Origin of the sequence: Actinophytocola sp. (genome assembly GCF_009379765.1) — a bacterium.
Classification (GTDB): domain Bacteria; phylum Actinomycetota; class Actinomycetes; order Mycobacteriales; family Pseudonocardiaceae; genus Actinophytocola.
In genome coordinates this window covers 17,482-30,360 of the sequence record NZ_WHTD01000001.1, presented here as the reverse complement: position 1 = coordinate 30,360, position 12,879 = coordinate 17,482, and the positions used below count along the sequence as shown (strand labels likewise).

The following is a 12,879-nucleotide window of genomic DNA, read 5'->3' as shown; positions in this document are numbered from 1 at the left end:
CCACGCGCGCAACGAGCCGATCGGTGTCCGCGTCGGCCGGACGCCGGCCGACGAGCACCACACCGGCCGCGACCGACCTCGCCAGATGCTCGGCCAGGGTCGCGCCGATACCTCCGGCTCCACCGACGATCAGGTAGACGCCACCCTGGCGGTACACGGGAGGATGGTCCGCCGGCAGCGCCACCGGCCTGAGCCGCCGGACGAACCGCCGTCCGTCCCGCAGCGCGACCTGCGCACCGTCGCTGCTCGCCGGTTCGGCGAGCAGCGCGGGGACCAGCCCCGCCTCCCGGACCGGCGCGATGTCCACGCAGCTCACCGCCAGGCTCGGGTACTCCTTGGCCAGCGAGGCGCACAGCCCCACCAGGCCGGCCGCTGCCGGGTTCCCGACCCGGCCACCGGCCACGTCGGACACGTCCTCGGTGACGACCCGCAGCGAACCGAGCCGGGACAACCGGCCGGCCGAGGACAGCGCCGTGAGGAGGCGGAACAGGGTCTGCGCCGGATGCGGAGCGACCTCGGCCCCGTCATCGGCGCCGGCGCGCACGCCGTCGAGGAACCACACGTGGCGCAGGTCGGCCACCCGCTCCACGAGCGTGCGCAGGCCTGCGGCGTCGTCCGGGTGCAGCTCCCACACCCGGTCGGACAGCGCATGGGTCGACGAACCCAGTCGGGCCAGCCAGACCTGGCCGTCGGTCCCCCCCGCGAGCAGCTGCTGGACGAGATCCCCGCACTCCGCGGGATGGACGATCAGCGTCGGCCCGTCGGCCAGCCGCTGCGGAACCGGCGCGGCCACCGGTGTCTCGACCCAGTGCGGCTCGAAGACATACCGGTCCAGCACCGGCTCGGCGGGCTCGGAACGATCCGCTCGCACGACCACACCGGTCAGTTCCGCGCGGCTGTTCCCGTCGGTGTCCAGGACGGTGATGTCGTATCGGCCGTCGCCGACGGCACGCGTGTGGATGTGGCCGGTCGACGGCAGCGCGGCGGTGATCCGTGCGGTGTCCAGCGCGAACGGCAGGCGGGTGGCACCGTCCGAGCCGGCGGCCGCGAACCCGAACGCGCTTATCGACTGGAGAGCCACGTCCAGGATCGCGGGACGGAACGCCTCGTCCCCCGCGACGGCGGCGGCGCCGTCCGCCGTGAAGCTCGCCAGCAGTTCGTCCTCGCCGACCCGGACCGTCCGCAGTCCCTGGAACAGGGGTCCGTAGTCCAGGTCGATCCCCCGGAAGCGGCGGTAGATGTCGGCACCGTCCAGCTCGCGACCGCACCGCCGCGCGACGGCGGCAATATCGACCACGGCCGGCCAGCCGGGATCCGGGTCGATCCGCTCCCACCGTCCCTGGGAACACAGGACCGAGTCCGCCCCCGCCAAGACGTGCACCTCGTAGTCCACCCGGTCAGCCGACTGCCGCAGTCGCACCTCGACGTCCACACCGTCGTCGCCGAGGCTCAGCGGCCGCAGCCACAGGACATCGACGAGCCGGAAGGCGCCGGCTCGCTGCCGACGCAACGCGGCGTGCGCCAGTCCGAGATGCGCCACTCCCGGCAGAACCGGCTCACCATGCACCCTGTGCTCGGCAACCAGCCGGTCGTCCGCCGCCAGCCGAACCCCCATCGACCAGCTGTTCACGGGTCGCGGCTCGGGAGCGGCAGGCCGCTGCGCGGCGTCCTCCGCCGCCGGGAGCCAGTACCGGGTCCGCGCGAACGGATAGCTCGGCAGCGACAACCGGCGCGGTCGCTGTCCGTGGTACAGCCGGCTCCAGTCGACCGCCGCACCGTCGACCCACCCGCGAGCCAGCGACCGGGCATCGTCGTCCGGGATCACCACCGCCGGGTCGGCAGGTGCTCGCCGCACTCCGTACCGGAGCCCCGGATCGGTCTGCCCCATCGCGAACACGGCGAGCCGGTCGGCCAACACGGCGGCGCTGTCGCAGACCACCGCCAGCCGATGGTCCATCGGCTCCCGGCCGAGCTGGAGGGTGTAGGCCAGATCGCGCAGGTATGCCGGGTCTCCACCATCCGGCGCGGAGGGCAGACCGGCCACGAGCGCCGCCAGCGAGTGCTCGGCCATCGCCTGGCCGGTTCCGGCGGGCAGTCCCCGTTCCCGCAGCCAGTCGCGCAGTTCGCCGAGCGCGACCGGGCCGAGGCCCAGATCGCCGAGCGGTTCGTCGGCCGGCACATCCGGCGGACGGACCCCCAGGATGTCGGCCACCAGAGCGACGAGGTCGTCGCCGATCGCGACCGACGAGCCGCTGCGGCGCGACCCGCCGGATGGCGCGCGCACCGCCTCGGCCAGTGCACCCGCGTAGTGCCTGAGCCGTTCCTCGGTCTGCGCCGACAGCACGAACACGCGGTCGCCGCCGAGACCGGTGTCGTCGGTGTCTTCGGTGTCGTTCTCGGAACCCGGCAGGTACTCCTCCAGCAGGACGTGGCCGTTCGCGCCGCCGAAGCCGAAGGAGCTCACTCCGGCCCGCCGTGGTGCCGGCCGGCCGTCCGAACCGGTCGGCCGCGGCCAGGGCTCGGTGACCGCCGGTATCCGCAGCGGACTTCCACTGATCTGGATATGCGGATTGGGTTCCCTGATGTGCGGGCTTCCCGGCAGCCTGCCGTGTTTCATGGCCAGCACGACCTTGACGATTCCGGCCATGCCGGCGGCCGGTTCGAGGTGGCCGATGACCGGCTTGACCGAACCGATGGCGGTGCTGGCCTCGCCGATGCGCGGCAGGCCGGCACGGTCGCGTAGCTCGTGGAACGCCTTCTTCAGGCCGTTGATCTCGATCGGGTCGCCGAGCGCCGTGCCGGTTCCGTGCATCTCGACGTATCCGACCGTCGCGGGATCGACCCCCGCATCGGTGAACGCGTCGACGATCAGCTCGGCCTGCGCGTTCGGATTGGGGGTGGTCAGCGTGTTGACCCGACCGCCGTGGTTGACCGCGCTCCCCCGGATGACCGCGTGCACGTGGTCGCCGTCGCGCTCGGCCGCGGACAGCGGTTTGAGCAGGAGCGCGGCGACTCCTTCGCCACGCACGTAGCCGTTCGCTCCGGCGTCGAAGGTCTTGCACCGTCCGTCCGGGCTGAGCATTCCGGCCCGGGAGAACGAGACGTAGACCATCGGCGCCAGGATCAGGTTCACGCCGCCGACCAGTGCCGCGTCACAACTGCCCGAGCGCAGCGACTCGACCGCCGTTCGGAGCGCGACCAGAGAACTGGAGCAGGCGGTGTCGATCGGGATGCTCGGGCCCTTGAGGTCGAGCAGATAGGACACCCGGTTGGCCAGGATCGCGTGGAACAGGCCGGTGGTGGTGTAGGCGTCGATGGTGGCGCCGGAACCGCGGAGCAGGTCGAAGTAGTCGTGCGAACCCACGCCGACGAACACCCCGGTCCGTCCGCTGGACAGGTCCGACGGCCGATGTCCCGACTCCTCGATCGCGCGGTAGGCGGTCTGCAGGAACAGCCGCTGCTGCGGGTCCATGAGCCGTGCCTCGCGCGGCGAGATGCCGAAGAAGCCGGCGTCGAAGGCGTCGACCGAGGAGAGGAAGCCACCCCACCTGCTCACCGTGGTGTTCTCGGCTTCGCCGGTCGGATCGTAGAAATCGCGCCAGTCCCAGCGATCGGCCGGGATCTCGGTGATCAGGTCGTCGCCGTTGTCCACATGCCGCCAGAACTCGTCGAGGTCGGCGCTGCCGGGAAACTCCGCGTGCATCCCGACGATCGCGATCGGCTCCGGCCCGGACATGGCCTCGGCCGACCGGCGGGCCGGCACAGGCTCGGTCCGGTCGGTCGCGCGTACCGGCTCTGCCGGGACCGGCTCTGCCGGTGCCAGCGCGGTCGCGAGTTCGTCCGGGTACACCTCCATGAGGTGATCGACCAGTTCGGCCACGGTGGTGTACTCGAAGAACGTCGCCGGAGTGAGGTCGACACCGAGTGCGTCGTTGAGCTGGTTGGCCAGCCTGCTGAGCGCCAGGGAGTCGAAACCGTAGTTGCCGAGTCGGGTTCCGGGGTCGACCCGCGCCGGGTCCAGCTTCACCGTCGACGCGACCTGCTCGATGAGGACGGCGCGCACCGCGGTGGCGATTCCGGTGTCGCCGGCACTCGGCACGTCACCGGGAGCCGGCCGCGCCGCGACCGATGCCGGCGCCTCCTCCATCAGCTGTGCGGCCACCTGGCGGCCGTCACCGCCGACGAACAGGATCTGGCCGGTGGGACCGGCGAGCACGGCGTCCAGTGCGGCGAGCGCCGCGTCGGTCGGCAGCGGTGTCAGCCCCAGCTGGGACCTGAGCCAGTGCTGGGCCTCGCTGTCGACGGTCATGCCACCCGAACCCCACAACGGCCAGTTCACCGAAGTGGTGTGGCCCTGTCTGGTTCCCGCCCGGCATCGCCGGTCGCGCTGCGCGGCAAAGGCGTCCAGGAAGCCGTTGGCGAAGCCGTAGGCCGCCTGCCCTGCGCTGCCCAACGGTGCCGCGATCGAGGAGAACAGCGTGAACAGTTCCAGCGGCTCGTCCCGGGTGGCCGCGTCCAGGTGCAGCGCTCCGAACAGCTTCGGTGCCAGCACTTCCCGCATCCGGCGCGGGTCCTGGTTGACGACGAGTTCGTCCCGCAGCACACCCGCGCCGTGGAAGACCCCGTCCAGCCGGCCGAAGGCGCGTTTGGCCGCCGAGACAGCCGCCTGCGCTCCGTCCGGAGTGGACACGTCGGCGCGCGCGTACTCGGCTTCGCCACCGTCTTCCGCGATCGCGGCCAGCAGACGTTCGATCCGCTGATCGGGAGCGGAACGGCCGGCCAAGACCAGGCGGGCGCCGTACCCGGCCGCCAGCCAGCGCGCCACGATCGCACCGATCCCGCCGGCGCCACCGGTGACCAGGTACACACCGCCTCGGCGCAGGCGCGCCCGCCGACCGCTCGGCGAGTGCGCCGTCCAGGTCCTGGCCAGCCGGCCGGCACCGCCGAGCCGGATCTCGGTGTCCCGCCACGACTCGTCGGCCAGTTCCCCGGCCAGCGATCGCGCGAGCGCTCCGTCCTGCTCGTGTCCGAGCGCGGCCAGGCCGCTCGCCGGTGCCTGAACCAGACGGTAGGTGAAACGTGGGCTCTCCCGCCGCACCGTCCGCAGGTAGCCGGCCAGCGCCGCGTAGCAGGGCTGGTCGTCATCGGTACCGGGAACGGCGCAGAGCAGCCGCATCGGCCGGCGATCCCCGGCCCGCAGGAAGGCGTGCACCAGGTGCGTCAGGGGCCAGAAGCCGTCGTCCAGCCGCGCCAGCAGACCCGGCTCATCGTCGGCATCGACCGTGCTCGGCCACGCGAACAGCACGTGCCAGCCGGAGCGATCCGACTCGTCTTCGGCGGCCAGTGCCGCCACCAGCGACAGGAAGTCCGCGCGCTCCAGCGGACGCAGCCGGAAGTCCGGGCCGTCCGGCCGGCCCGCCTCGAACGAGGTTCCCGGCACGACCACCACACAGCGACGCGCTCCGACCACTTCGGACACCACCGGGGACATCGCGCGTCCCGCCTCGGCCGAGGGCGCGAAGACGAGTGCCGTGCCGCCGGACTTGCGGTCCGGCCGGCGCCCGGTGTCCCGAGGAGTCCACACCGGACGGAAGAACGCGCCGGGAACGTCCGGACCGCTCCGGCCGGCGACCGCGCTGGGACGCAGCCAGCAATCGGCCACGGTCACCAGGACCCGGCCGTGCTCGTCGCAGATCCGAATCCGCAGCTTCTTGCCGTCCTCGGCCCAGGACTCGATCGACAGATGCGCGTACCGGGCCCGTGCGGTCCCTGCCGGGGTCTCGACCCGGCCCATGGTAAACGGCAGGTGCAGCCGATCCCGCTGCTCACGCTGCTGGATCAGCCACAGCGAACCCTGCAGCGCGGAGTCCAGCAGACACGGGTGCAACGTGTACCGCTCGGCCGCCTCGGTCGCCGCGTCCGGCAGCCGGATGCGCCACAGCGCCTCGTCCCGGTTCCACCACAGCTCCTGGATTCCCTGGTAGGCGGGACCGAGGTTCAACCCGAGCCGCCGGATCTCGGGGTAGATGTCCACTCCGTCGACCCGGTTCGCACAGCGGCCGCGGACCGCCTCGATGTCGACGTGTTCGTCCGCGTCGGCCGGCGCGGCGGTGTCGGCCCCGCCCTGACCGTCGGCTCTGCCCTGGCCGTGCACCCGGCGCGTGCCGTCATCGGCCAGGCTGGACAGCTCCCAGTTCCACCCCGAAGGACTCGGTTCCATGCGCAGGTGGACACGCATCCGGGAGGTCACGGTGAGCGGCGTCGACCAGACGTTGTTGCGCAGCCGCACGATCGGCCTGCCGAGTTGCCGCGCGGCCTCGTGCACCATCTCCAGGTATCCGGTGGCGGGGAAGATCGGGGTTGCGCCGACCCGATGGTGATCGAGGAAGTACTCCCGCGCGGTGAAGTCGACGAACGTGCCCAAGCCGTCGGCTTCGATCCCGCCGACCAGCGGATGGCCGGCGGTCGACCGCGTCCCGGCGTCCGGCGCGGTCGTCGCGTCCGTCGGCACCGGCAGCCAGTAGCGCTCGTCCGCGAAGGGATATCCGGGGAGTTCGACGTGCCGCAGCGGCGCCGGGTACAACGACATCCAGTCCACCTCGGCACCGGCGACCCAGCCGGCGGCCAGCGCGGCCAGATCGCGCCGGGCCAATGCCTCCGGAACTGTTCGCGTCACGGCGCGCCGGGCCTCGGGATTCCGCTCGATCGTCCAGTACCGGCCGGAGAGCTCCCGGCCCGTGGCGACCGCGGCCAGCCGTTCGGCGAGGTCGAGCGGATCGTCGGCGAGCAGCGCGATCCGCTCGGGCATCGGCTCGCGCCGCACCTGGAGTTGGTAGGCGATCTCGGACACCCGCAGTTCGGTGTGCCGGCGGTTCAGCTCCGCCGCGAGGCGTCTGCAGTACTCCCGCAGCCGCTCACTGTCCATTGCGGACACCACGATCAGGTGTTCGCCGTCCTCGGCTCCCCGCTGCGCCTGCGGGCCTTCGTACTCCTCGACGAGCACGTGCGCGCCGGCGCCGCCGGCGCCGAAGGCGCTGACTCCGGCACGCCGGGGTATCGGCGCGCCGGCCTCGTCGGTCTTCCTCGGCCACGGTGCCGGCTCACGGTTCAGCCGGAACGGGGTCCTGGCGAGGTCGAACCGCGGATTCTCGTGTTCGGCATGCAGCGTCGGGACGAGCCGGCCGTGCCGCAGTTGCAGGAGCACCTTGGTCAGTCCGGCGATGCCGGCAGCGCTTTCGAGGTGGCCGATGTTGGTCTTGACCGAACCGAGCGCACAGCCGTCCGCCGCGCCGCCGGACGACGGCGGAACACTGTCGAACGCCATCGACAGTCCCGCGATCTCCAGCGGGTCGCCGAGTGCGGTGCCAGTGCCGTGTGCCTCCAAGTAGCCGATCGTGTCCGGCGCGACACCGGCCTCCGCCATGGCCGTGCGCACGAGTTCGGTCTGAGCCCTCGGGTTGGGGACCGTGAAACCGCTGGTCCGTCCACCGTGATTGACCGCGGTCCCGCTGATCACGCCGAGAATCCGGTCGCCGTCCGCCACGGCCGCGCGCAACGGCTTGAGCACCAGTGCCCCCGCACCCTCGCCGGGTACGAAGCCGTCGCGTCGGCACCGAAGGTGTGGCAGCGGCCGGTGCGGGACAGCATCCGCATCTGGCAGAGGTAGTGGTACTTGCTCGGGTGCAGGTAGAGATTGACCCCGCCGACCAGTGCGAGTTCGCATTCGTGGCGAGCGAGGCTCTGGCAGGCCAGGTGGATCCCGGTCAGCGACGAGGCGCACGCGGTGTCGATCGGCATGCTCGGACCGCGCAGATCGAGGCAGTAGGAGACGCGGTTCGCGAGCGACCACGGTGTCGAGGTGGGAATCACCGGGTTGCCGGTCCGCCACTGGTCCGGTCCCCACAGTAGGTAGGTCTGCGTGGTGACCCCGGCGTAGACACCGACCCGGCGCGCACCGGGATCATCCCGGTCGCCGAGCCGGTGCGGTGGATATCCGGCGTCCTCCAACGCCAGCCACGCCGTCTCCAGGAAGATCCGCTCCTGCGGGTCCATCAGCTCGGTATCACTCGGCGCGAGACTGAAGAACAGCGGATCGAAGCGGTCCACGTCGTCGAGAAACCCGCCGGAGGTGCAGTACAGGTCCTCGTTCGGCAGGTCCGACCGGTCCCACATGAGCCGGCGCTCTTCGGGCAGGTCGGTCACGCAGTCTCGGCCGGTCACGAGGACTTCCCAGAACTCACGGAGATCCCGCGCCTGCGGATACCGGCCGGCCATCCCGATGACCGCAGCGGGTTCGGGACCATCGGAGCCGGTTTCCCGCGGTGCGATCGGCTCGGTCACCACCGTCGCCCTGCGCTGGTCGGGCGCGGCGGGCCGGTCCGATCGGGCCGACCAGGTGGCCAGTTCCCCGGCGCGAGTCGCGGCCACCCGGTCGGCGACCTGCGCCAGCGATCGGCACTCGAACAGCAGGGTCTGCGAGACCGGTCCGAGGTCCCGCTCGATCCGGGCGCTGAACTGGCTGACCCGGATCGAGTCGATCCCGTACTCGTCGAAACCGGCGGCCGGGTCGATGTCCGCCGGTGCGGCGCCGAGAAGATCAGCGAACACGCCAATCAGGTAGTCGGTCGCCAGCTCCCTGGCGGAGCTCTCGGTCGGTGTCCAACCGGCGACCGTGCTCATCACCGGTTCCGGCCCGGAGGACGGGACGTCGAGCAGCCAGGCCGCCGCCTTGTCGGTCCCGTGGTAGAAGCCACGGTATCCGGCCGGACCGGCCAGAATCCGGTCGAACGCGGCCATCCCCAGGTCGGCAGGCAGGTCGAGTACGCCACGGTCGGCCCGGAACACCGTGCCGGTGCGGTCGGCCGGCGCCATGCCGCCCGCTGCCCACAGCGGCCAGCCGATCGAGATCGTCCGTCCGGCACACAGACCCCGTGTCCTGCGACGTTCGCGCGTGTGCACCCAGGCGTCGAGGTAGGCGTTGGCCGCGCCGTAGTCGGCCTGCCCCGGATTGCCGGTCAGGGCGACCAGGGAGGAGAACACCACGAAGAAGTCGAGCGGGTCGTCCCGCGTGGCGCGGTCCAGGTTGAGCGCACCGAGGATCTTCGGTTCCAGCACGTCGCGGACATCCCGCGCGGTCTTCCTCGCGACGAGCCCGTCCCGGAGCACACCGGCGGCATGGATCACGCCGTCGATCCGGCCGTGCCGCGTGCGGACCTCCGCCATCAGCTCGCCGACCGCTGCGGCGTCGGTCACGTCGGCACTGAGGTACGCCACGCCTGCCGGCAGCTCAGGCGCGCTCTCTGACCGGCCGGCCAGCACCACCCGGACACCGCCCGCGGACTGCAGCAGGTGCCGGGCAAGGTGGCGGCCGAGTCCGCCGGCTCCGCCGGTGATCACGTACACGGCACCCGGCCGAACAGCCGGCGCCTCGGTGCCGGCGACGAGTTCCGCCAGCTCGTGGCGGCGCTCATAGCGCGCCGAGCCGGCGTAGCGGATCGACGGGTCCGTCACGGTCGTCCCGAACTCGCCGGCCACGCGCCGCCAGGTGGCGTCCCGGTCGGCAGTGGTGTCGGTGACCACCGCACGGAGCTGGACCCGGGACGTCTCGCGGCGCAAGCTGCGCGCGAGACCGCCGACCGCGGCCGACTCCGGCGGGATCGCGTCCCCGTCGGCGGTCTGCACACAGACGATCTCGACCTGATCGTCCGGGTCCGTCTCCAGGACGGCCCGCACCAGCGCGAAGGCGGAGTAGACGCACTCCGCCGGCCGCCGCTCGTCCGCGGACAGCAGGTGGACGATCCGGCGCGGGAGGCCACCGCTGGACTCCAGTTCGGTGAACAGTCGACGCCAGTCGCCGGCCTCGCCGGCACGCACCGTCCATCGGTCCAGTCCGCCCCGGTGGAACCGATCACCGAACCGGACCAGGTGCACGGTCGCGTCCGACAGCGCCGCGCCGACGGGTACCCGCTCGTCGAACCGGTCGGGCAGGACCAGCAGTACCGAGCCCTCGAACTGCCCCGTCACCGCAGCGGCCACCGGCTCCTCGCGCGCGACCAGTTCGCGCAGTCCGGCACCGGCGGCCGGCGGCTCGGGCTCCGTCCCGGCAGGCCGCGCGGGGCGCACGCGGTGCTCGACCCGGTCGAACTCCGTCGTCGGCAGCGGCACCAGCCGGCCGAACCCGGCCGCTCCGGCGGCCTCCCAGTCGACGTCGACACCGCGCAGCCACAGCTCGACCAGCGGCGCGGCCAGCCCGTCGGCGCACGCGGCCGGCCCGTCGACCCGCACGTCGGCCCGGTTCTCCGCCGCGTCGCCGATCGCCAGGACGGCGGCGCCGGCCGGCGGGTCGGGAACACCATCCGCGTCCACCCACGAGCGGATCTCGGCGACAGCCACGCCGGTGTCGGCGTGCGCGCGCAGCAGCGGAACCTCCGCGGCTGCCGGCAGCCGTCCGATCCGCCGCTGTCCGGCCTCCGCGACCGCGCGCCGCTTCGCCTCGTCACCCAGCACCGCGTCGACCGCCTCCCGCGGGGTCAGGACCCCGTGAACGAGCAGGTCGAGCAGTTCGGTCTGGTTCGCCGCGGCGGCCAGCCGGTCCCGGGACAGGCTCCACTTGGCATGCAGCCGGTCCAGCGCGTTCTGGACGGCCACCACGCGCAGCGACCGCGCCGGCCCGGTGTCGTCGTCCCGAACGGTGAGCCCGTGCCAGCCCGCGGCGTCGGTCGGCAGCGAGATGTCGTGTGCGGCCAGCAACGGAACCCATTCCGCCAGCAGGCCGCGGAAGCTGTGCTGTACGTCGGCCAGTCCGGCGGCCTCCGCGTAGACCTCGCTCGCGTCCCCCTCCTCGACCACGGACTCCGCACGCAGCGTGGCCAGGTAGTCGAGATCGAACCGGGCAGGGTGGAGCACCCGGCCGGTCGTGGGAACGACGAACGGTACGCGTGGCGCGTGCGCCGGTCCTTCGGCTACCGCGCCGGTGGCCAGCGCCGCCGCATCGGCCACCTCCAGGACGCCGATCGCGGCGAGGGCCGGCCAGATGCCGGCGCCACGGGCGGTCACCGACTCCGGCGCGACTCCCGCGTCCAGCAGTGCGCGCAGTGTCAGGTATCCGAACAGGAACTCCGCTCGCGGACCGTCACCCCCACGCAGTTCCCGCACCGCGTTGGCCAGCTCCGGCGATCGGCGCCGGAGTTCGGCGATCGCGGCGGCGTACAGCGGTTTGGCGAGCAGTTCGCGCCGCCGCCGTGGCTCGGGAAGCGCCAGCGGCCCGACGTGGATCTGCCAGGCACGTTCCGGCGCAGCGGACTCCGGTGCGCCGGCCGCCACCACCGAGGCGATGTCGGCAAGGTCGCCGACGACGCCGCCGATCCGGAACCGGAGGTGTTCCCGGCCGAGGGTCACCGTGCGGCAGATGTCCGGCACCGAGGCCGCGCCCACACCGTCGGCGAGCAGGGCACGCCAGGTGACCAGCAGACGCTCGAGCGCGGCGCCGCTGTGCGCGGAGAGCACGAACGGCCACCGCCTGTTCCGGACCCGGCGTGCCCCGCTCCGCTCCGTTCGCGACGTCTCCTGGTACTCCTGCACCAGCAGGTGTGCGTTCACTCCGCCCATTCCGAACGCGCTGATACCGGCCCGCCGTGGCGCACCGTCGCGAGAGGCCTGCCACGGGACGAGTTCGCGCGGAACGGTGAACGGGCTGGTGTCGAACGGGATGAGTGGATTCAGCCGGCGGATGTTGATGTTCGGGGAGACCCGCCGGGTACGCAGCATCCCCAGCACCTTGATCAGTCCGGCCATCCCCGACGTGGCCTCGAGATGACCGATGTTGGGTTTGACCGATCCGAGCAGGCACCAGCCCAGGTCGTCGGACGCCGCCGAGTAGACCTGCCGCAGCGCCTCGACCTCGATCGGGTCGCCCAGCGCGGTCCCGGTGCCGTGGGCTTCGACGTAGGTGACCGAACGTGGGTCCCAGCCGGCGCGATCCAACGCCGCCGAGATCACCTCGTGTTGCGCCCGCACGTTCGGCGCCGTGATCGTGGTGCGCTGTCCACCGTGATTGACCGCGCTGCCGGTGAGCACGCCGTAGATGGTGTTTCCGTCCCGGACGGCATCGGCCAGCCGGCGGAGCAGCACGACCGCGGCCCCCTCACCGGACACGAAACCGTCGGCGTCGTCGGAGAAGGTCCGGCACCGGCCGGTGGGGCTGAGCATGCGCGACTTGGAGTAGGTGATGTACCGCCACGGGGTCAGGTCGAGGTTGGCGCTGCCGGCGAGCACATAGTCGGCCTCCCCCGACACCAGGGCCTGAACACCCATGTGGACGGCCACCAGGGACGAGGCGCAGGCCGCGTCGATCGAGACGCTGGCGCCGCGCAGGCCGAAGTGGTGGGAGAGCCGGTTGGCCTGCAGGCAGTCGAATCCGCCCAGCGCGGAATGGCTTTCGACGGGCATGCCGTCCTTGGCGGCCTCCTGCAGGTGGTCCCGGCCGGTCACGCCGATGTAGACCGCGGTACGGCTGCCCCGCAGTTCATCCGGCCGGGTACCGGCGTCCTCGATGCAGTGCCACGTCTCCTCCAGCAGCACGCGCTGCTGCGGGTCCATCAGCGCGGCATCTCGCGGAGACAGCCGGAAGAAGCCGTTGTCGAAGGCGTACGGCCGGTCGACCAGCCCGCACCATTTGCTGACCGAGGTGCCGGGGACGGCCAGATCGGGCGAGTAGTAACGCTCGACGCTCCAGCGCTCGGGCGGGATCTCCCTGATCGAGCAGAACCCGGCATCCAGATTCGCGGTGTACGCACGGTGGTCACGCGCGCCGGGGAAACGGCAGCCGATGCCGACGACCGCGACACCGTCCTTGAGGACATCTGTTTCACCACGTGCCAT

The 12,879-nt window shown here is 72.1% G+C and carries 2 protein-coding genes (1 of these 2 only partly in view); both read right to left on the bottom strand.

What is annotated here, in order from left to right; all coding sequences use genetic code 11:
• Positions 1–7,516, bottom strand: partial view of an SDR family NAD(P)-dependent oxidoreductase gene (locus tag GEV28_RS00120; RefSeq protein ID WP_291407346.1) — the 5' portion only. 5,897 nt of this gene lie to the left of the window's left edge; the window shows 7,516 of its 13,413 coding nt (coding positions 1–7,516); the start codon lies at positions 7,514–7,516; its stop codon lies beyond the left edge, outside the window.
• Complete coding sequence (locus tag GEV28_RS00115) at positions 7,513–12,879, bottom strand: SDR family NAD(P)-dependent oxidoreductase (protein WP_291407221.1); 5,367 nt, start codon at positions 12,877–12,879, stop codon at positions 7,513–7,515. Before GEV28_RS00115 ends, GEV28_RS00120 begins: the two co-directional genes overlap by 4 nt.